15 protein-coding genes and 3 pseudogenes are annotated in these 21,177 nt (G+C 64.1%); 5 read left to right on the top strand and 13 right to left on the bottom strand.

The genetic code is table 11. From position 1 onward, the window contains the following. Positions 1–45: 45 nt before the first annotated feature. Both BGP85_RS03100 and BGP85_RS03095 read right to left on the bottom strand, forming a co-directional pair. Positions 46–945, bottom strand: a complete 900-nt coding sequence (locus BGP85_RS03100) for a DMT family transporter (RefSeq protein WP_103447732.1) — start codon at positions 943–945, stop codon at positions 46–48. Between the two features lie 26 nt (positions 946–971). Beyond that, positions 972–1,271 (bottom strand): annotated as a pseudogene (locus BGP85_RS03095) (SDR family oxidoreductase); the annotation flags it as partial. A 139-nt stretch (positions 1,272–1,410) separates the two neighbouring features. On the opposite strand from BGP85_RS03095, the pseudogene BGP85_RS03090 reads away from it, so the two are divergent. Further along, positions 1,411–1,699, top strand: a pseudogene (locus tag BGP85_RS03090) (MerR family transcriptional regulator); the annotation flags it as partial. Here the strand turns inward: BGP85_RS03090 and BGP85_RS29085 are convergent. After that, positions 1,672–1,863, bottom strand: a pseudogene (locus BGP85_RS29085) (hypothetical protein); the annotation flags it as partial. The pseudogenes BGP85_RS03090 and BGP85_RS29085 overlap by 28 nt on opposite strands. A gap of 192 nt (positions 1,864–2,055) precedes the next feature. Between BGP85_RS29085 and BGP85_RS03080 the strand changes: the two are divergent. From BGP85_RS03080 to BGP85_RS03065, 4 genes are all read left to right on the top strand, one after another. Continuing rightward, positions 2,056–2,526 (top strand): DUF2271 domain-containing protein, encoded by a 471-nt coding sequence (locus BGP85_RS03080; protein ID WP_103447734.1) that lies wholly within the window; start codon positions 2,056–2,058, stop codon positions 2,524–2,526. A 25-nt stretch (positions 2,527–2,551) separates the two neighbouring features. Further along, complete coding sequence (locus BGP85_RS03075) at positions 2,552–4,732, top strand: PepSY domain-containing protein (protein WP_103447735.1); 2,181 nt, start codon at positions 2,552–2,554, stop codon at positions 4,730–4,732. Beyond that, a complete protein-coding gene (locus tag BGP85_RS03070) occupies positions 4,722–5,687 on the top strand; it encodes an FAD:protein FMN transferase (protein ID WP_103447736.1) in 966 nt (321 codons plus the stop codon). Before BGP85_RS03075 ends, BGP85_RS03070 begins: the two co-directional genes overlap by 11 nt. Positions 5,688–5,776: 89 nt before the next feature. Next, positions 5,777–6,910 (top strand): aminotransferase class V-fold PLP-dependent enzyme, encoded by a 1,134-nt coding sequence (locus BGP85_RS03065; RefSeq protein WP_103447737.1) that lies wholly within the window; start codon positions 5,777–5,779, stop codon positions 6,908–6,910. 79 nt (positions 6,911–6,989) lie between these two features. Here BGP85_RS03065 and lipA read toward each other — a convergent pair whose 3' ends face one another. The 10 genes from lipA to BGP85_RS03010 all read right to left on the bottom strand — a co-directional run bounded on the left by lipA (position 6,990) and on the right by BGP85_RS03010 (position 21,173). Continuing rightward, a complete protein-coding gene (lipA, locus tag BGP85_RS03060; protein ID WP_103447738.1) occupies positions 6,990–7,964 on the bottom strand; it encodes a lipoyl synthase in 975 nt (324 codons plus the stop codon). A gap of 70 nt (positions 7,965–8,034) precedes the next feature. Next, entirely contained in the window at positions 8,035–9,288 is a 1,254-nt protein-coding gene (glyA, locus tag BGP85_RS03055) for a serine hydroxymethyltransferase (RefSeq protein WP_103447739.1), read from the bottom strand. Positions 9,289–9,349: 61 nt separating this feature from the next. Continuing rightward, complete coding sequence (gene gcvP / locus BGP85_RS03050; RefSeq protein WP_103447740.1) at positions 9,350–12,220, bottom strand: aminomethyl-transferring glycine dehydrogenase; 2,871 nt, start codon at positions 12,218–12,220, stop codon at positions 9,350–9,352. 14 nt (positions 12,221–12,234) lie between these two features. After that, complete coding sequence (gcvH, locus tag BGP85_RS03045) at positions 12,235–12,612, bottom strand: glycine cleavage system protein GcvH (protein ID WP_103447741.1); 378 nt, start codon at positions 12,610–12,612, stop codon at positions 12,235–12,237. A 259-nt stretch (positions 12,613–12,871) separates the two neighbouring features. After that, positions 12,872–14,404 (bottom strand): sigma-54-dependent transcriptional regulator, encoded by a 1,533-nt coding sequence (locus BGP85_RS03035; protein WP_103447742.1) that lies wholly within the window; start codon positions 14,402–14,404, stop codon positions 12,872–12,874. A gap of 81 nt (positions 14,405–14,485) precedes the next feature. Then, a complete protein-coding gene (gene cycA / locus BGP85_RS03030) occupies positions 14,486–15,910 on the bottom strand; it encodes a D-serine/D-alanine/glycine transporter (RefSeq protein ID WP_103447743.1) in 1,425 nt (474 codons plus the stop codon). Between the two features lie 317 nt (positions 15,911–16,227). Further along, the gene (betA, locus tag BGP85_RS03025; protein WP_103447744.1) at positions 16,228–17,916 is read right to left on the bottom strand and encodes a choline dehydrogenase; all 1,689 of its coding nucleotides are present in this window, start codon (positions 17,914–17,916) and stop codon (positions 16,228–16,230) included. Between the two features lie 4 nt (positions 17,917–17,920). Beyond that, entirely contained in the window at positions 17,921–19,390 is a 1,470-nt protein-coding gene (locus BGP85_RS03020; RefSeq protein ID WP_103447745.1) for a purine-cytosine permease family protein, read from the bottom strand. Next, positions 19,387–19,566, bottom strand: a complete 180-nt coding sequence (locus BGP85_RS03015) for a hypothetical protein (RefSeq protein WP_103448271.1) — start codon at positions 19,564–19,566, stop codon at positions 19,387–19,389. Before BGP85_RS03015 ends, BGP85_RS03020 begins: the two co-directional genes overlap by 4 nt. Positions 19,567–19,664: 98 nt before the next feature. Beyond that, positions 19,665–21,173, bottom strand: a complete 1,509-nt coding sequence (locus BGP85_RS03010; protein ID WP_103447746.1) for an aldehyde dehydrogenase family protein — start codon at positions 21,171–21,173, stop codon at positions 19,665–19,667. Positions 21,174–21,177 lie beyond the last annotated feature (4 nt).

Here is a 21,177-nt window from a genome sequence, read left to right as displayed (position 1 = left end):
GCCCTCCCGCCACTGGGAGTAGCCATGAACAGCATTGCAACCCGCCTATACACCGGACGGCTGTGGCGCTTTCTTGCCTAAGCGGATCAGCTCATTGGAGAAACACAGCCCAAAGAGGATCAAACCGGCCCCCAGGTACAAAGTGTCTCGCGGCACCTCATTGAGGACCACGAACGCCAACAGCGCGGCAAACAGCGGTTCAGTCAGTTCCAGTGCTTGAACTTGCGACGGCTTCAAATACTCGATGGCCTTGGTGGTGCAGAAGAAACCGAGGATGGTCGGCAGTGTCGCCAGAGCGAGCAATGCCATGACCGCCAGCAGCGACAGCTCTCCCATGACGAACCCATCGCTCGCCGCCGGCATCAGCAGGTAAAGGCTGCCGAAAAACAAAAGTTGCCGAGTAAAATGCAACCCCCCAGCCACACCCATGCGCTTCATGGCTACCGAGAATGCCCCGTAACTGCAGCCTGCGATCGACGCGAGCACTGCACCTTGCAGGGTAAAGCCCTGCTCCATATCGGCCCCGAAAATTACCGCAATACCGGCTATCGTCAATCCGGCGCCTACCGTCACGTTGGCGGTGATGGGGTCGTTGAGGACTATCCGTCCCAGTAATATCGAAGAAATGGATGCGCTAGCCATCAGGATCACCACGACCCCGGCCGCGGCGTAATGGCGATAGGCCGAAGTTTCAAAGTGGAACAGCATGAAAATGCCGAGAAAGGCGCACACGGCTGCAGGGAGCCACTTAGCCACGTGCAAGGGTCGCTTGAGGCACAGTAGCAAGACTGACAGCAGCAGGCAGCCGAGTAGGGTTTTTATCAAGGCGATACTGCTGGAGCTGAATCCACTGTTCATCAACACCTTGCTGAGTACGCCGATTGTTGCATTCAATGCCGCGGCGCAGAGTGCAAAGAGGACGCCTTTGCCGAAATGAGATTGCATCATTACATTCCTTGTCATGGGTGGGCTCAGTTGGGCAAGTAACCCTTGACGTAACGCACCGTCTTTTCCAGTGTTCGTGCCATGTCTGGATGTGTTAATTGATACTTGCGCTCCAATTGCTTGCTGTGACTCATGTCAAAGCGCTGCGTCTGAATAAAGTTCAACGACTCGGTGCTGATCGAGAATCGGGCCGCCAGCCCGGGAATCGTCAACAGCCACTTGAGCAAGCCTATCGCTACATGGCGTCGAGGGGCCTTTACTTCCAGCGTTTTTGCCAGTTGCGCAAGCATCCCCTGACGGTTCGGTGTGCCCTCATTGACGGGTAATCAACGGATACATGCAGGGTTGCCGCCCAGTCGGCCTACCTGCTCTCCATTCCACGCTCATGCCTGATTCCTTGTTTGGAAGATCGGCGCAGGCTAAGGTATAGAGGGTACTCTACAGTCAAGGAGTTTTACTGTAAGTATTGGAGAGTTGACGCGCCGCAGTGGGCTCGGCCGCCATGCATTGCTATTACGAACAGTTCGGGCTAATCGTGGCCGATCACCAAGCCCCCAACTACCGCAGCTATACCGATCAGACCGTTGTCGATCTGGCCTTCATTCAGAGTGCCCAGGGCGGCGGTTTTTCGCTCGCCGAGATCAGGGACATCCCTCAGGCCAGGCGGGGTAATACGATCGATTGCGCGCAAGGCGCGGCCCTGGTCGCCAACAAGATGGCTGACATTCAAGCGAAGATCACCGCACTGCAAGCCCTTCCGGTCCTGCGCGCCGTCTCGATGGAGCGCTGATTCACCCTGGCCGATAAAGCCTGCGCGCTTTCTTTTCGCTCCGAATAACGATCTACCGGGTAGCCCTCACGACCACGAACCAGCAACGTGAATTTCACCAACGCCTCCATCACATCGACTACACGGTCAATCTGCCCGCGCTGCGCTTCACCCAAGCCCGGAGCGTCCTCAACCAGTAAAACCCGCATCTGACACCTCCAGTGATGGTTGTCTTGCAGCACCTTAATCACCTTGGTGACATGAATCTGAAAATTCAGCTGGCCTTCAGGAAGGCACTTTAGGGTATGCCACAGACGCCGCCCTCGACCGGAGACACCGTCATGAAAAAGATCATCGCAGCAACCTGCCTGGTCGGCGCCATCGCCCTGCCGGCGCTGGCCCAGGCCCGGGAAGTGACCTTGACCACACAGCTCAAGGACTACAGCGGCAACGATGCCTACCTGGCGATCTACGTCACCGACGCCAGTGGCCAGTATCAGAAAACCCTCTGGGTGGCCGGGAAGAAGGCCAAGTATTACAAGCACCTGGGCGACTGGGCACGTGGCAGCGGGATGAATCCGAGCGAGTTTGACGGAGTCAGCGGCGCCAGTGTCGGCAGTGGGGGCACGCTCAAGGTCAGCGTGGAACTGGCAGACACGCTGATTGATGCCGGCTACCAGATCCGCATCGACAGCGCCGTCGAGGACCAACGTGACGCCCGTGGCGATGTCAGCGTAGCGCTGACGGCCCAAGGCTCTGGCAAGCCCACGACCGGCAGTGCTTACGTCGACACCTTCACTTACGACTTGTAGCGCCGGACACTTCTGGAGGCTGAATATGCTTCGTCGGTTCCATTCCCTGCCTGGCCTGATCGCCGCCCTGTTGGTCATGGTATTAGCCATCAGCGGCGCGATCCTGTCTGTCCAGCCGGCGCTGGAACGCCTGCACGGCACCTCCACTGCGGCCGGACAACTCAACGTCGGCCAACTGGCCGGGCGCGTTGCCAGCCACTTCACGGGCGTGGAGCAGATCCAGCGCTCAGCGTCCGGCACGGTGATCGTCTATTACAACCAGAATGGCCAGGCCAGTGCGGAACAGGTCGACCCACTGACGGGCCAGGGCCTCGGTCCTTACCAGCCATCCGCGTTCTCCCAGTGGGTGAAGGACCTGCACCGCTCGCTGCTGCTTGGCACGCCGGGCCATGGGGTGTCGGGTGCTGGCGCCCTGATCATGCTGGCGCTGTCAGTGTCCGGCGCACTGCTGCTGGCCCGGCGCCTGGGCGGCTGGCGCAACCTGCTGCGCCCGCTGCGGGGCAGTTTCAGCCAGCGCTGGCATGCTGAAGTCGGGCGGCTGGCCTTGCTCGGGCTACTGCTGACGGCCTTGAGCGGGCTGTACATGTCCGCCACCACGTTTGGTTTGATCGCCGACGGTAGTGAACGTGAACCCGCCTTCCCGGCCCACGTCAGCTCCGGCCCGGCCTTGCCGGTGGCCACGCTGCAGGCCTTGCAGGCCACCGACCTCAATGACCTGCGCGAGCTGGTCTACCCAACCCCCGGCGACCCCCGCGATATGTTTTCCCTGCGCACCGCCCAGGGCGACGGCTACGTGGATCAGGCCAGCGGCGCAGTGTTGTCCTATCAAGCCCACGACTCGATGCGCAACCTCTATGACCTGATCTACCAACTGCACACTGGCGAGGGCCTGTGGTGGCTGGGCCTGCTGCTCGGAGTCTGCGCCCTCTGCGTGCCGTTGATGAGCGTGACCGGCATTCTGTTGTGGTGGCGGCGCCGCAGGGCTGGCCCGAACATCCGCCACAACAGCCTGGCCCACGCTGCCGACAGCGTGATTCTGGTGGGCAGTGAGAACAACAGCACCTGGGGTTTTGCCAAGACCCTGCACGACGCCTTGCACCAGCGTGGCCACAAGGTGCACAGCGCGGCGATGAATGAATGGGCGGGCGACTACCGCAATGCCCAACGGCTGTTCATCCTCACCGCAACCCACGGTGACGGCGATGCGCCGGCCTCGGCTTCGCAGTTCCTGGCGCGGCTGGCCAAGACCGGCCTCAAGCCCGGCCTGCCGTTCGCGGTGCTGGGCCTGGGCGACCGCCAGTTTACGCAGTTCTGTCAGTACGCCCATCACGTGCAGGATGCAATGTTGCAGGCCGGTGGCTCGCCACTGCTCAGGCTGGAAACCATCAACCGCCAGTCCTCTCAGGAGTTTGCCCGCTGGGGCCAGGCATTGAGCGAGGTGTTGGGGCAGGAGCTGGCGCTGGTTCACACCCCGCAGCAACCGCGTACCCATGGATTGACGCTGACAGAGCGGATTGCCTATGGCGAACAGGTGAATGCACCGACCCACGTCCTGCGCTTCAAAGCCTGCAGCGAACTACCGGGCTTTCTGGCCGGCGACCTGCTCGGGATTCTGCCCCCGGGCAGCCCAATCCCGCGTTTCTACTCGCTGGCCAGCGGTTCCCAGGACGGCGTATTGGAGATCTGCGTGCGCAAACACAACGGCGGCCTGTGCTCGGAATTTCTTCACGGCCTGGACATCGGTGCGCAGATCGACGCCTTCATCCAGCCCAACCCGCAGTTTCGTCCGGCATCGGGCGCACACCCGGTGATCCTGATCGGCGCCGGTACCGGCATCGGTCCTCTGGCCGGTTTTATCCGCAACAACAAGGCCCGACACCCAATGCACCTGTATTGGGGCGGACGCAACCCGGCCTCGGACTTTCTCTACGAACCCGAGCTCAACCAATACTTGTCGGACCGCCGCCTCACGGCATTGCGTGCCGCCTTTTCTCAGGTTCAGGACCGCAGCTACGTGCAAGACCGGCTGATCAGCGATGCCCTGGCCTTGCGCCGGCTGATTGAAAAAGGTGCCCAGGTGCTGGTGTGTGGCAGTCGCGAGATGGCCAAAGGCGTGATGCAGGCCCTTGATGAAGTGTTGGCGCCTCTCAACCTCAGTGTGCTCACTCTCAAGGCACAAGGACGCTACCGTGAAGATGTCTACTGAGTTGCAGCGTTACAGCCTGAACGGCGCAACCATGGGCACCCGCTACACCGCTCTGTTCTATGCCGGGGCCGGGATCGACACCGAACAAGTGGGCCAGCAACTGGCCCGCGCCGTGGCCCGGGTGGACCAGCAAATGTCCACCTGGAAACCCGACTCGGACCTCAACCGCCTCAATGCCGCCCCCGAGCAGCAATGGCTGTCGGTGCCCAAGGAACTGGCCACGGTGCTGTCTGCGGCATTGCGCGTCAGCCAGCAATCCGGCGGCGCCTTCGACATCGCTGTCGGTGACCTGGTGAACGCCTGGGGCTTCGGCCCAGGGGAGCAGACGGTCACGGCGCAGGCTAGCGGCACGGTTGCGCCGCGTGCCCGGCTGTCGGCCAGCGCCGCATTGGTGGTGGAGCCCCAGCGCAATCAGGTGCGCAAGCGCGGGCCGCTGAACCTTGACTTGAGTGGTATCGCCAAAGGTTTTGGCGTGGATGAACTGGCCCGTTGCCTGGAGGGTCTGGGCATCACCCGCTACCTGGTCGGTATCGATGGCGAGATGCGCGCCCGAGGCGTCAAGCCTGACGGCCAGTGCTGGATCGTGGCCTTGGAAAAACCCACGCGGGGCGTGCGTGAAGTCATGGGCGTGATGGAGCTCAGCGATGCCGCGATCGCGACTTCGGGGGACTATCGACACTGGGTCGAGGTGGCCGGTCAGTCCTATGCTCACACCATGGACCCGGCCACCGGCGCGCCCCTGTGCAACCCGCTCGCTGCCGTCACCGTGGTGGCGGCCTCCTGCATGCTCGCCGATGCCTGGGCCACGGCGCTGATGGTCCTGGGCGAAACCGAGGGCCCACGCCTGGCGCAGGCGCGCGGGATGGACGCGTTGTTCGTGCTGCGCGAGGGTCGACAATTCAAAGAAATATCCATCGTCGGCGGGCAGTTGCAGGCGCACATTGAAACCCGCTGATACCTGCAATCCGCCCCGATCATTCTTGTCATTTGCCAATGCTTGGGCCAAGGTCGATATCAAGGACATCTCTGCCGAAGGAGTCACCCATGTCAAAGATCTATCCCGAAATTGATCCCGAGGGGCTGGTCGAGTACTCGGTGGTCTACACCGACCGCTCGCTCAATCACATGTCGCAGGCCTTTCAAGGTGTGATGAAGAACATTTCCAGCACCCTGAAACAGGTCTACAACGCCCAGGCCGTTGCAGTCGTCCCAGGCAGCGGTACCTTCGGCATGGAGGCGGTAGCGCGACAGTTCGCCAGCGGCCAGCAATGCCTGGTGATACGCAATGGCTGGTTCAGCTATCGCTGGAGCCAGATCCTTGAGATGGGCAACATCGCGGCGGCCACCACGGTGCTCAAAGCCCGGCCGGTCGACACAGGGCGCCAGGCGGCTTACGCGCCTCCCCCTCTGGACGAAGTGCTGGCGGCCATTGAGGCGCACAAGCCGCAGGTTGTCTTCGCCCCCCACGTTGAAACCTCATCCGGGATGATCCTGCCCGACGATTACCTGCGGGCCGTCGGTGACGCCGTGCATGCGGTGGGGGGCTTGTTCGTGCTGGACTGCATCGCCTCAGGCACGGTTTGGGTCGATATGCACAAGTGCGCCGTAGACCTGCTGATCAGCGCCCCCCAAAAAGGCTGGAGCGCCTCGCCTTGCTGCGCGCTGGTGATGTTCAGTGCCTTGGCCCTCGCGCGCATCGAGCAGACGCAGAGCAGCAGCTTTGCCTGCGACCTGAAAAAGTGGCTGCAAATCATGCAGGCCTACGAACAGGGCGGGCATGCCTACCATGCGACCATGCCCAGCGATTCACTGGCGCGCTTCAACGAGGTGATGAACGAGATGCAAGCCTATGGCTTCGACAAGCTTCGCGGCGAGCAACAGACGCTGGGCGATCGGGTACGCGCCATGCTGGCCGGCAAAGGCATCAGGAGCGTGGCCGCAGCCGGTTTTCAGGCCCCGGGCGTGGTGGTGAGCTACACCGATGATGCCGATATCAAGAACGGCAAGAAATTCGCCGAGCACGGCCTGCAGATAGCCGCCGGCGTGCCGTTGCAATGTGATGAGCCTGCCGACTTCCAGACCTTCCGCATCGGTCTGTTCGGGCTGGAAAAACTGCACAACATCGAGCGCACCGTCAGCACCCTTGAGCAGGCACTGGACGAAGTGCTGGTGAACTGAACCCTCATCGACGGCGGGCTGTGAAACCGGCAAGGCAGGCACTCACCTGTGACCAACGCCTGCCCTGCCGGGCACAGCCTTACACGGCTTGCAGTTGCCGGTCAGCGTGGTAGGACGAGCGCACCAGCGGCCCGGCTGCCACGTTTCTGAACCCCATCGCCAATGCTTGCTCGGCAAGCATGGCGAAGGTGTCGGGGTGCACGAAGCGCTGCACCGGCAGGTGGCTGCGTGACGGTTGCAGGTACTGCCCCAAGGTCAGCATGTCGACCTGGTGCTCACGCATGCGCTGCATCACCTCGACCACCTCGGCATCGGTCTCGCCCAGGCCGAGCATCAGGCCGGACTTGGTCGGTACCGTCGGCAGGCGTTGCTTGAAGCGCTCCAGCAGGTCCAGTGACCATTCGAAGTCCGAGCCTGGCCGTGCCGCCCGATACAGGCGCGGTACGGTTTCCAGGTTGTGATTGAACACATCTGGCGGCTCTTGCGCCGTGATGTCCAGGGCCACGTCCATGCGGCCACGGTAATCCGGCACCAGGGTCTCCAGCTGAATCCCCGGCGACAGCCTGCGGATCTCGCGCAGGCAATCGGCAAAGTGCCCGGCGCCACCATCGCGCAGGTCGTCACGGTCCACCGAGGTGATCACCACATACTTCAGGCCAAGGTCGGCAATGGCGATGGCCAGGTTCTTCGGTTCATCGGCATCCAGCGGCTTGGGCCGGCCATGGCCGACATCGCAGAACGGGCAACGGCGGGTGCAGATATCGCCCATGATCATGAAGGTCGCCGTACCGCCCGAAAAGCACTCGCCCAGGTTCGGGCAGGACGCCTCTTCGCACACGCTGTGCAGCCTGTGCTTGCGCAGCAGGGCCTTGACCCGCGCCACTTCCGGCGTAGTGGGAATCGCCACGCGAATCCAGTCGGGTTTGCGCGGCACCTGCTCGGTGGGCAGGATCTTCACCGGAATGCGCGCCACCTTGTCGGCGCCGCGCAGTTTCACCCCGGCCTGCAAGGGCTGCGGGCGCGGCGATGTGTGTTGCAGTTGTTCGCTGGACATGGCTGGCTCCTGGCCCCGCGTTGATATTGACTGACAGCATTACCGGGGGCTGCTTTGCGGCCCCCGTGTGTCAGGCCGGATAGACCGGAAACAGCTTGCACAATTCCGCTACCTGGCGCGCCACCTGGGCCTCGACGTCGGCATCACCGAGGTGGTCGAGGATGTCGCAGATCCAGGTCGCCAAGGCGCGGCACTCCACCTCCTTGAACCCACGGGTAGTCACAGCCGGGGTACCGATACGCAGGCCCGAGGTCACGAACGGCGACTGCGGGTCATTGGGCACGGCGTTCTTGTTCACCGTGATGTGCGCACGGCCCAGCGCGGCGTCGGCGTCCTTGCCGGTGATGCCCTGGCGGATCAGGCTGACCAGGAACAGGTGGTTGTCGGTGCCACCGGACACCACGTCAAAACCGCGCTGCATGAACACCTGCGCCATGGCCTGGGCGTTGCTGATGACCTGGCGCTGGTACTCCTTGAAACCAGGCTCCAGAGCCTCCTTGAAGCACACCGCCTTGGCCGCGATCACGTGCATCAGCGGCCCGCCCTGCCCGCCCGGGAACACCGCCGAGTTGAGCTTTTTCTCAAGCTCCGGGTCGGCCTTGGCCAGGATCAGGCCGCCGCGCGGCCCGCGCAGCGTCTTGTGGGTGGTGGTGGTGACCACGTCGGCATACGGCAGCGGGTTGGGGTACAGGCCTGCCGCGACCAGCCCGGCGACGTGGGCCATGTCGACGAACAGGTAGGCCCCGACCTTGTCGGCAATCTGCCGAAAGCGCGGGAAGTCGAGGGTCTTCGAGTAGGCCGAGAAGCCGGCCACGATCATCTTTGGCTGGTGCTCGACGGCCAGGCGCTCGACTTCGTCGTAGTCGATCAGGCCGTTGCCGTCGATGCCGTATTGCACGGCGTTGTACAGCTTGCCCGAGGACGACACCTTGGCGCCGTGGGTCAGGTGGCCGCCGTGGGCCAGGCTCATGCCCAGCAAGGTGTCACCGGCCTGCAGCAGGGCCAGGTAGACCGCCGCGTTGGCCTGGGAGCCCGAGTGCGGCTGGACGTTGGCATAACCGGCACCGAACAGCTGTTTGGCACGGTCGATGGCCAGCTGCTCGACCACGTCGACATGCTCGCAGCCACCGTAGTAGCGCTTGCCTGGGTAGCCTTCGGCGTACTTGTTGGTCAGTTCGGTGCCCTGGGCCTGCATCACCTGGGGGCTGGTGTAGTTTTCCGAAGCGATCAGCTCGATGTGGTCTTCCTGGCGCTGCACTTCACGGCCGATGGCCGCGGAAAGTGCTGGGTCGAAATCGGACAGGGTCAGGCTTTTATGGAACATGGGTGTGACTCCTTGTTGTTCGGTTGGCAAACACGGCCCGGACCGGGTCCGGGCCGGCAGGTCAGACATCTTGATAGCTCGACAGCGGCGGGCAGGCACAGGCCAGGTTGCGGTCGCCGTAGACGTTGTCCACGCGCCCCACCGGCGGCCAGTACTTGCTGTCGCGTAACTCTGCCAGCGGGTACACCGCCAGCTCCCGGGCATAGCCATGGGGCCATTCGCCCACCAGCTCGGTGGCGGTGTGCGGGGCGTTCTTCAGCGGGTTGTCGAGCTTGTCCAGAGTGCCGTTTTCCACGGCGCGGATTTCCTCGCGGATGCAGATCATCGCGGCGCAGAAGCGGTCCAGCTCTTCCTTGGACTCGCTCTCGGTCGGCTCGACCATCAGCGTGCCAGCCACCGGGAACGACATGGTCGGGGCATGGAAGCCGAAGTCGATCAGGCGCTTGGCCACGTCCTCGACGCTGATGCCGCTGCTGTCCTTGAGCGGGCGCAGGTCGAGGATGCACTCGTGGGCGACCAGGCCGTTCTCGCCGGTGTACAGCACCGGGTAGTGCTCCTCCAGGCGCCGGGCAATGTAGTTGGCATTGAGGATCGCCAGCTGCGAGGCACGCTTGAGCCCTTCCCCGCCCATCATGCGGATGTACATCCAGGTGATCGGCAGGATGCTGGCACTGCCATAAGGCGCCGCGCTGACCGCGCCCTGCGGGTTGGCCAGCTGCGCGTGGCCGGGTAGGAACGGCGCCAGGTGCGCCTTGACGCCGATCGGGCCGACACCGGGGCCGCCGCCACCGTGGGGGATGCAGAAGGTCTTGTGCAGGTTCAGGTGCGACACGTCGCCACCGAACTTGCCCGGCGCACACAGGCCGACCATGGCGTTCATGTTGGCGCCATCCAGGTACACCTGGCCACCGTGCTCATGAACGATGTCGCAGATGTGCGTGATGGCATCCTCGAACACACCGTGGGTCGAGGGGTAGGTGATCATCAGCGCGGCCAGCTGCGCCCGGTGCTGCTCGGCCTTGTGCTGCAGGTCGGCGACATCGACGTTGCCACGCTCGTCGCAGTTGACCACCACCACCCGCATGCCGGCCATCTGCGCCGTGGCCGGGTTGGTGCCATGGGCCGACGACGGGATCAGGCACACATCGCGCCCTGCCTCGCCACGGCTGGCGTGGTAGGCGCGGATGGCCAGCAGGCCGGCGTACTCGCCCTGGGAGCCGGCATTGGGCTGCAGCGACATGGCGTCATAGCCGGTGGCGGCGCAGAGCATGGCCTCCAGTTCATCGGTCAGCTGGCGGTAGCCCAGCGTCTGTTCGGCCGGGGCGAACGGGTGCAGCGCGCCGAATTCCGGCCAGGTGATCGGCACCATCTCGCTGGCGGCGTTGAGCTTCATGGTGCACGAGCCCAGGGCGATCATGCTGCGGTCCAGAGCCAGGTCCTTGTCGGCCAGGCGGCGCAGGTAGCGCATCAGCTCGGTTTCGCTGTGATACCGATTGAACACCGGGTGCTGCAGGAACGGCGTCGTGCGCAGCAAGGGCGCTGGCAGGCAATCGACCGCCTTGGCGGCCAGGCCGGTGAAGTTCGGCAGCGCCTGACCGGTTTCGGCAAACACCTGCCACAGGGCCTCCACACTGGCCTGTTCGCAGGTTTCATCCAAGGCCACGCCAACCCGCCGCTCATCGATCAGCCGCAGGTTCAGTCGCCCGGCCTGGGCTGCCGCCAGTACATCGGCCACGGGCCTCGCGGTGACCACGCTGACGCTGTCGAAGAAGCGCGCCTGCTCGACCTTGTGCCCCAGCTGCTGCAGCCCTTGCACCAGGATTGCGGTCAGGCGGTGTACCCGCCGGGCGATCTGCTCCAGGCCGTGGGGGCCGTGGTAGACCGCATACATGCTGGCGATGTTGGCCAGCAGCACCTGCGCGGTGCAGATGTTGCTGGTGGCCTTTTCGCGGCGGATGTGTTGCTCGCGGGTTTGCATGGCCAGGCGCAGGGCCGGCTTGCCGAAGCGGTCGATGGACACGCCCACCAGGCGGCCGGGCATGTCGCGCTTGAACCCGTCGCGGGTGGCGAAGTACGCCGCATGCGGGCCGCCAAAGCCCAGCGGCACGCCGAAGCGCTGGGCGCTGCCCAGCACCACGTCGGCATCGAACTCGCCCGGTGGGGTCAGCAAGGTCAGCGCCAGCAGGTCGGCGGCCACGGCCACCAGCGCACCCGCGCCATGGGCGCGCTGCACCAGGGCGCGGTGGTCGCTGATGGCGCCGGTGCTGGCCGGGTATTGCAGCAACAGGCCGAAATAGCCGTCCAGGCTTTGGCCATCCAGGTCGGTTTCATCCGCGATGACCACTTCGATACCCAGTGGCTGGGCACGGGTACGCAGCACATCGAGGGTTTGCGGGTGGCAATGGCTGGAGGCGAAGAACGCCGGGGCCTTGTTCTTTGCCAGGCGCTTGCAGAAGGTCATGGCCTCGGCGGCAGCGGTGGCTTCGTCGAGCAACGAGGCGTTGGCGATCTGCATGCCGGTGAGGTCGCTGACCAGGGTCTGGAAGTTCAGCAACGCCTCCAGGCGGCCCTGGGAGATTTCCGGCTGGTACGGCGTGTAAGCGGTGTACCAGGCCGGGTTCTCCAGCAGGTTACGCTGGATCGGCGTTGGTGTGTGGCACGGGTAATAGCCCTGGCCAATATGGTTGCTGAACAGCTGGTTGTTGGCCGCGATGGCTTTGAGTGCGGCCAGGGCTTCAGCTTCGCCCTGCCCCTTGGACAGTTCGAGCACACTGCTGCCCCTGATGCTGACAGGGATGACGCTGTCGATCAGGGCGTCGAGCGAGTCATGGCCGACCAGCGCCAGCATGGCGTCGATGTCGCCCTCGCGCGGGCCGATGTGGCGGGCGATGAACTCGTTGTCGGTGCCCAGCGGGATGGATGCGTTGGTCATGTCGGCACCCTGGCTCAGGCGTTGTCGGCCAGGAAGCGGTCGTAGCCGTCCTGGTCCATCAGGCCGTCGAGTTCCGCCGGGTTGGCCGCCTGGATGCGGAAGAACCAGCCGTCCTGCATCGGCGAGGTGTTGACCAGCTCGGGGACGTCGGCCAGAGCCTGGTTGACGGCCACCACGGTACCGCGCAACGGCATGGTGATGTTGCTGGCGGCCTTCACCGACTCCAGCACCGCGACTTCGTTGCCCTCTCCATACTCGCCCGGCTCCGGCAATTGCACGAACACCACGTCGCCCAAAGCCTGCTGGGCATAGCTGGTGATGCCGACGGTCAGTTCACCCGTCGCTTCCAGACGCAGCCATTCGTGTTCAGGAGTAAAACGCAGTGTGGTCATGGATCTTCCTCTTTTGTTATCAGATGGGTCCCGATGCAGGACTGACTGATACAGAGCAAGGGCGATGCCAACCCAATAATATCCATATATATCAATATCTTACTGTTTATTTTCGGACAACCCCGCACCTGCGCGATGGAGCGAATTCGCTCCGTGACCTGGGCCCGGCAGCCCACCCTGACAACATGGGCCAATGAACCCGGGACCACGCCCGCCTGGAGCACACTCACTCCAGCGGAGCGTATTCGCACCGGGCCGGCTACGAGACCCGGCTGGCGATACCGTACTTGCGCAAACGCTGGCCGATTGCCGTGTGCGATGTCTGCAAACGCACCGCCAGTTGCCGGGTCGAGGGATAGCTTGCGTAGAGTTTTTCCAGCAAGGATTTTTCAAAGGCCTGCACGGCCGCTTCCAGGCTGACGATCTCCTGCCCCTCGGCTTGCTGGCTGCTCAAGGCGGTACCAGCCAGCTCCAGGTCATCACAGTCGATCACGTCGCCTTCGCTGATGGCCGCCGCGCGGAAGATCACGTTCTGCAACTGGCGCACATTGCCCGACCAGCGATTGCCCAGCAGCAACGGATGGGTGGCCAGCGCCAGCCGGCACGGGGCGCGCTGGATCTGCGCACAGGCCTGGCGCAGGAAATGCTCGGCCAGCAGCAGGATGTCCTTGCCGCGCTCGCGCAGTGGCGGCACCTGTAGGTTGAGCACGTTGAGGCGATAGTAGAGGTCTTCGCGAAAGCCGCCTTCGATCACCATGCTTTCCAGGTGGCGGTGGGTGGCGCAAACCACCCGCACATTCACCTGCACCTCGCTGCCACCGCCCACCCGGCGAAAGCTGCCGTCATTGAGAAAACGCAGCAATTTGGCCTGCAAGTATGGCGACATCTCGCCCACTTCATCGAGAAACACGGTACCGCCATCGGCCAGTTCCAGCAGGCCCGGCTTGCCGCCCCGCTGGGCGCCGGTAAAGGCACCGGCGGCGTAGCCGAACAGCTCGCTTTCGGCCAGGCTCTCGGGCAGCGCCGCGCAGTTAAGCGCCAGGAACGAGGCATCGCGCCGGGCGCTCAGCGCGTGGCAGGCACGAGCCACCAGTTCCTTGCCGGTACCGGTCTCGCCCTGGATCAATACCGGCGCCTCCAGGCTCGCCACCTTGTGCAGGCGGGCCTTGAGCGCCTGCAGCGCCGCCGACTCGCCAAGCAACGCCCCCAGGCCTTCGCTGTTGTCATGCAGCAGCGAGGCCAGGCGCTCGCCGATGCGGCTGGGCGGGTACAAGGTCAGCAGGCCGCCCACCAGGCCATCGGCGCCACCGCTGATCGGCGTGGCCTCCAGCAGCAGGGCCTGGCCCTGAAAGCCCACCTCGCACATCGGCAGTCGGAAGCCCTTGTCGATCAGGGTCTGGGCCAGGTTCGGCTCGGCAAACAACCGGCTCAACGGCTCACCGGCCGGCTCGCGGCCCACCAGGGCGACCAGGGTCGGGTTCGCCAGCAGCACATGGCCGCCAGGGTCCACCGCCAGCACCGGGTCGCTCATCGCTGCCAGCAACGCTTCCAGCTGCAGGCGCCGGCGGTGGCCGGGGAGGAAGTCAACCAGCGCCACCTCCTGCACCCCGTCTACGCCCAGCAGGGCTGCGTAGAGCTCGTCCAGCACCCTTGGCGACAAGGTCGGGGCATCGATATAGACGTTGGGCGGAATCATCTCCACGGCGTCCAGGTTGAGGTTGCGCGCCCCAAGCAGCGAGAGGATTTCCTGAGTGATACCGACACGGTCGAGAAAGTTGACGTGGATTCTCATGAGAATTCCCTGCGGGGTAAAAAGACGACAGGGGGACAGCGCATGGCGCTGCCCCCCTTGGGTGGAAAGTGAAGGTGTGGATCAATCGGCATCGAATGACAGCTGCACGGCCTGCTGCCTTTTGCGCCGGATCGAGCGATAGGCCAGGCCTAGCACGGCAAACCAGACCGGCATCAGGAACAGCGCGCTGCGGGTGTCGGCCTCCAGTGCCAGCAAGGCCAGGATGAAGGCGAAGAACACCAGGCACACCCGGCACATCAGCGTGCCGCCCGGCATCTTGTACTTCGATGCCTGGTGCAGCGGGTCACGCTGCTTGCGGTACGCCAGGTACGACAGCAGGATGATCGACCAGACGAACATGAACAGCAGGGCCGACACCGTGGTGATCAGGGTGAAGGCGGCGAGCATGTTCGGCACCAGGTAGATGACCAGCGCCCCGCCCGTCAGGCACACGCATGAAAAGATCAGGCCGTTGGACGGTACCGCACGGCTGGACAGCGCTCCGAACCGGCCTGGCGCATCGCCATCCACCGCCAGGCCATAGAGCATGCGGCTGGTTGAGAACACGCCGCTGTTGGCAGACGACATGGCCGAGGTCAGCACCACGAAGTTGATGATGCCCGCCGCCGCCGGCAGGCCGGCCAGCACGAACAGTTCGACGAAGGGGCTCTTGTTGGCCACCACTTCACGCCAGGGCGTGACGGCCATGATGGCGACCAGCGCGAGCACGTAGAAGACGATGATGCGCAACGGAATCGAGTTGATCGCCCGTGGCAGGTTGCGTTCCGGGTTCTTGGTTTCGGCGGCGGTGGTGCCTACCAGTTCGATGCCGACAAAGGCAAACACCGCAATCTGGAAGCCGGCGAAGAAGCCCATGGCGCCATGGGGGAACATGCCGCCGTCATTCCACAGGTTGGCCAGCGATGCCGCCTGCCCCGCCGGCGACTGGTAAGCCGCCGCCACCATGTAGAAGCCGGTGCAGACCAGCGCGCAGATGGCGACGATCTTGATCATGGCGAACCAGAACTCCATTTCTCCGAACATCTTTACCGTCATCAGGTTCAGGGTGAGCAACAGGCCGACACAGGCCAGCGCCGGTATCCACAAGGGGATATCGGGGAACCAGAACTGCGAATAGGCTGAGATGGCGATGACGTCGGCGATACCGGTGACAATCCAGCAGAACCAGTAGGTCCAGCCGGTGAAGAACCCCGCCCACGGGCCAAGCAGGTCCGCCGCAAAATCGATGAACGACTTGTACTGCAAGTTGGACAACAACAGTTCGCCCATTGCCCGCATGACAAAGAACAGCATGAAGCCGATGATCATGTAGACAAAAATGATGGAGGGCCCCGCCAGGCTGATGGTCTTGCCAGAGCCCATGAACAGGCCGGTGCCGATCGCACCGCCAATGGCGATCAGCTGGATATGGCGGTTGGACAGGTTGCGCTTGAGTTCGTGTGGGTCACCGTCAGGCGGGCGGTGACCGTGGGGCAAGTTATTCATTGATTTCTACCTTGCTAGTCTAATTGTTTTTATAACGTCACAAGTTCAAACCTCGCGGCCGGATGAACAACTTTCAAATCCGCTCGCGTGCCAGGTAGAGAGCAAGCACTGTGCCAGCCGGAAAACGCCCGAGTTACCGGGGTTTGATTGAATGTTGCCGGATTGGCTGTAAAGAAGTCGCTCCACAAAACAGCGCCAATCAGGCGGCAGAACAGCGCCAGACGTCGTGAACCTTGCGCCAGCGCCGCTTGTAGCGAATTCGCTCCAATGGAGCACATTCGGTCCGGCCAGGGCCGCGCCTGGCGGCCCCGGTATCGCTAGCGAACAGGCATCTCGCGCTGCGGCGCGCGGCTGCGTTGCTGCTCCTCCCAGCCCGCCACCAGGCCAACCGGTACATCGCTCGGTGCCAGCGGCTGGCGCCCGCGCACCAGGTCGGCAGCACGTTCGGCCAGCATGATGGTCGGCGCGTTGAGGTTGCCATTGGGCTCGCTCGGGAACACCGAGGAGTCGATCACCCGCAGCCCCTGCAAGCCATGCACGCGCAAGGTCGAATCGACCACGGCCATATCATCCTCGCCCATCCGGCACGAACCGCACGGGTGCATGGTGCTTTCCATGTTGGCGCGCACGAACGCGTCGATCTGCTCATCGGTCTGCACCTGCGGCCCGGGCGCCAGCTCCTCGCCGCGGAAGCGGTCCATGGCCGGCTGGGCGATGATTTCGCGGGTCAGCCGTACACAACGGCGGAAGCCCTCTCGGTCCTCCTCGCTCTCGAGGTAGTTGAAGCGGATTTCCGGATGCTGGTACGGGTCGGCCGACAGCGCCCGCACGTGGCCGCGGCTCTTGGGCTTGTTGGGCCCGGTCAGTACCATGAAGCCATGGCCCTTGAACGGTTTGTCGCCGTCATAACGCATGGCCGCCGGCAGGAAATGGAACTGGATGTCCGGCCAGCGCAGGCCCTTGGACGAACGGATGAAACCGCCCGCCTCGAAGTGGTTGCTGGCGCCCAGGCCGTCCTTGAACAGCAACCAGCGCAGGCCGATCATCGCCTTGCCCAGCAGGTTCATCTTGCCGTTGAGGGTCACCGGCTCCTTGCACGCATACTGGATGTAGATTTCCGAGTGGTCCTGCAGGTTCTCGCCCACCCCAGGCAGGGCGTGGCGCACCTCGATGCCGGCCTGCTTCAGCACGGCCTCGGGGCCGATGCCGGAGCGCTGCAACAAGTGCGGAGAACCGATCGGGCCGGACGACACCAGCACCTCACGGTTGCACAGCACCTTGTGGGTCTGGCCATCGTGGTCATATTCCACACCCACCGCCCGCTTGCCATCGAGCAGGATGCGCCGGGTCATGGCATGGGTGATCACGGTCAGGTTCGGCCGGCCCATGGCCGGGCGCAGGTAGGCGTTGGCCGTGGACCAGCGCACGCCATCCTTGACCGTCATGTGCATGGCACCAAAGCCTTCCTGCATGTAGCCGTTGCAGTCATCGGTCTTGATGTAGCCGGCTTCGGCACCGGCCTCGACCCAGGCGCCGTACAGCGGGTTCTGCATGTTGTTGCCGTTGTTGGTGGCCAGCGGCCCCATGCCACCGCGGTAGTCATCGCCACCGAACTTGTACTGCTCGGCACGCTTGAAGTACGGCAGGCAGTTGCGGTAGCTCCAGTTCTTCGCCCCAAGGCTTTCCCATTCATCGAAGTCGCAGGCATGGCCACGGATGTAGACCAGCCCATTGATCGACGACGAGCCGCCCAGCACCTTGCCCCGCGGGCAATGCAGGCGGCGGTTGTCCAGGTGCGGCTCGGCAACGGTCTCATAGCGCCAGTTGTACTTTTTGGTGTTCATGGGCAGCGAGAAGGCACTGGGCATCTGGATCAGCACGCTGCGGTCGCTGCCGCCGAACTCCAGGACCAGCACCGAGGTACCGGCGTCTTCGCTCAGGCGGTTGGCCAGGACGCAGCCGGCAGAGCCTGCGCCGATGATGATGTAGTCGTATCGCTTGGTCATGGTTCTAGTCCTGTGCACGCAGGCCGGCAGCCTGGAGGATGTTTTCATTACGCTTTGGGTAGCCGCCCCAACCCAGGCGCGCCGCCAGCAGTCGGGTCAGGCCGTAGTGCACCAGCCCGGCCAGCAGGCAGGACGGCAGCGAGGCGGTGGCGTAGGTGAAGAAGTCGGCATGGGCCAGGGTCTGCGGGTTGAACACCACCACATAGATCGCGAAGCCCGCCACCAGCGCCAGCAGCGCGATGGGGTTGAAGCCTTTGCAGTAGCGCAACGGCGACCCGCTTTGCTCGGCATAGAGCTGGCGCAGGTTCAGGCGCTGCTTGCGCAGGAAGAAGTAATCGGCGATGCCGATGCCGGCCAGGGCACTGTTGAGCGCGGACGTCCACACCAGGAAGATGAAGAAGCCGTCGTAGATCCCCGGCAGGAACACCACGATCACCACCGGAATGATGCAGAACAGCCCGATCAGTACCCCCCAGCCCACGCTGCGCAGGCGCTCGCCGGCCAGCTGGCGCAAGCCGATCACCGCGGTGTAGAGGATGTTGACCATGCCGGTCAGGTTGGCCAGTGCCAGGAAGCTCAGGGCGATGACGCCGAAGCCCATGCCACCCGCCAGGCGCATCCAGGCGGTAGGGTCGCTGCTGCCCAGGGTGGTGGCGGCGAACAGGCTGACCGACTCGCCCAGCGACGCCGCCCCGAAGATGCCCACCAGGTTGGGCCAGAAGGCCGTGCGCTGGTTGCTGCACAGGCGCGACAGGTTGCCGATGTAGGGCCACCAGGAGAAGCCTGCGGCGATGTTGATTTCCACGGCGACCATGAAGTTGACGTGGGGGTTCTCGAACGGCGGCTGCAAGGGCGGCATGGCCAGCAGTTCGTCGAAGCTGTAGCGGCGGGAAATGAAATACATCAGCGCCAGCATGATCAGGATCAGGCTGGGCGCAATCACCGCGCTCAGCCGGCGGATCATGTCCGGCCCGCGCATGGCCACCAGCGCCGCCAGCACGATGGCCAGCAAGCCCCCGGCGGTCACCAGCCAGTCGTCAGCGTTGGCCTGGCGCTGCTGTACCAGGGTTTGCAGGTTGTCCAGCGCACGCCCGCACATCAGCCCCAGCACCGCCAGCCAGCCCAGGGTCAGCACCACCACCGACAGGAAGTACACCAGGCGGCTGCCGTTGAAGCCGAACATGCTGCGCAGGAAGGTGAACTGCTCGACGCCGTACTTGCCACACGGCAGGCAGGTGGACGATGCGGCGAGGACCACGCCGATGATGTTGCCGATGATGATCGCGGCAATCCCTTGCAAGGGCCCGACGAACAGCGCGGTGGCGCCGCCGATCAGGAACACCCAGGTGGCCACTGCCAGCGCCGAGTTGGCGTAGGCAAAGCCCCAGAAACCCCACACCCGCTCATTGGGCAGCAAGGGGGTGTCGCCACGTTCCGCACTCAGGCGAAATTCTTGCTCGCGGGAAGCACTCATGGCTGGCCTCCCAGGTAGTACGCGCCGGCCACCATCACCAGCGTCAGCAGCGCCAGCGCCACCACGTCCCGCGCAGTCAGGGCGCCCGGCCAGCGGGCGCTGTTCTCCAGCTCTTCATAGGCGCGCAGGCGCCTTTCCAGGTCTTGCGCACGCTCGACATCCACTTGGCTGTTCATCGGCATCACCTCGACAGGTTCTTGTTATTGAAATTCGATGCATTCGATAAACCTGCGCCGCCGGCCAACCTTCAGCGGCGCAGGACGGCCCTGCTACCTCAGGGCAGGGTGATCCAGACCGCCTTGGTCTCCAGCAGGAACTCCAGTTGTTCTGCGCCCATGTCCTTGCCATAGCCCGATTGCTTGTAGCCGCCAAACGGCATGGACGGGTCCAGGGTGCTGTGGGCGTTGACGTATACCGTGCCCGCACGCAGTTTCGGAATCAGCCCATGGACCTTGCCCAGGTCGTTGGAGTAGATCGCTGCCGCCAGGCCGAACTCCGAATCGTTGGCCAGGGCCAGCGCCTGTTCCTGGGTGTCGAACGGCTGGGTCACCAGCACCGGGCCGAAGATCTCCTCGCGCACCACGCGCATGTCGTTGCTGCAGTTGGCGAAGACCGTGGGCTGCACGAAGAAGCCCGGGCCGTGCAGCGGCTCGCCGCCGTAGTACACCTGCGCGCCTTCGGCCTTGCCCAGGGCGATGTAGTCCAGCACCCGCTGCTTTTGCTGGCGCGACACCATGGGGCTGATGAAACAGTCCGGGTCCAGGCCCGGGGCGATCTTCAAGGTGGCGGTGTAGCGTGCCAGCGCTTCGAGGAACGCCGGGTAGACGCTGCGCTCGACATACGCACGGGTGCCAGCGTCGCACACCTGCCCGGAGTTGAAGAACACCCCATTGGCCACCGCTTGCGCCGCTGCCTCGATGTCCGCATCGGCGAACACGATCACCGGCGACTTGCCGCCCAGTTCGAGGGTCAGGCGTTTCATCTGGTCCATCGCCGACTTGCCCACCGAGCAGCCGACCGGTGTCGAGCCGGTAAAGCTCAGCTTGTCGATGCCTGGGTGGCGTGACATCGCCTCGCCGACCACGCTGCCGCGCCCGGTGACGATGTTGATCACCCCGTCGGGAATACCCGAGGCCTGCACCAGCTCGGCAAAGCGCAGCGCCGACAACGAGGTCAGCTCAGCCGGTTTGACCACCACGGTGCAACCGGTCGCCAGCGCCGCGCCGAGCTTCCAGGCCATGGTCTGCAGCGGGAAGTTCCACGGCACGATGGCGCCGACCACCCCCACCGCTTCCTTGCGCGTGTATGCCAGGTAGTTGCCAGGCAGCGAAGGCTCGACCGTGCGCCCGTGGATCTTGCTGGCCCAACCGGCGAAATAGCGCAGGGTATCGACCGTGCCCTGGATATCCACCGCCCGCGCCTGGGCGACCGACTTGCCCATGTCGATGGCCTCGATCTGCGCCAGTTCGTCGCCGTGGGTTTCGATCAGGTCCGCCAGGCGATGGATCAGGCGCTCGCGCTCCAGCGGCTTGAGCTGGCTCCAGGCACCGCCATCGAACTGCGCCCGTGCTGCTCGCACGGCGCGATCGAGGTCATCGGCGGTGGCCATGGGGATGCGCGTCAGCACGCCCTCGGTGGATGGCTCGACCACCTCGGCGCTGCCGCCATCGCTGGCCTCGAGCCAGGCGCCGTCGATGAACATGCGCTGCGGCTTGCTGAGAAAGTGCTGGGTCGCCTCGGAAACACCGAAGGCCTGCAAGTAGGCTTTTACCTTGTGGTCCACAGTA

Origin of the sequence: Pseudomonas putida (genome assembly GCF_002906855.1) — a bacterium.
GTDB lineage: Bacteria > Pseudomonadota > Gammaproteobacteria > Pseudomonadales > Pseudomonadaceae > Aquipseudomonas > Aquipseudomonas putida_N.
This window is presented reverse-complemented; position numbering and strand designations above follow the sequence as displayed.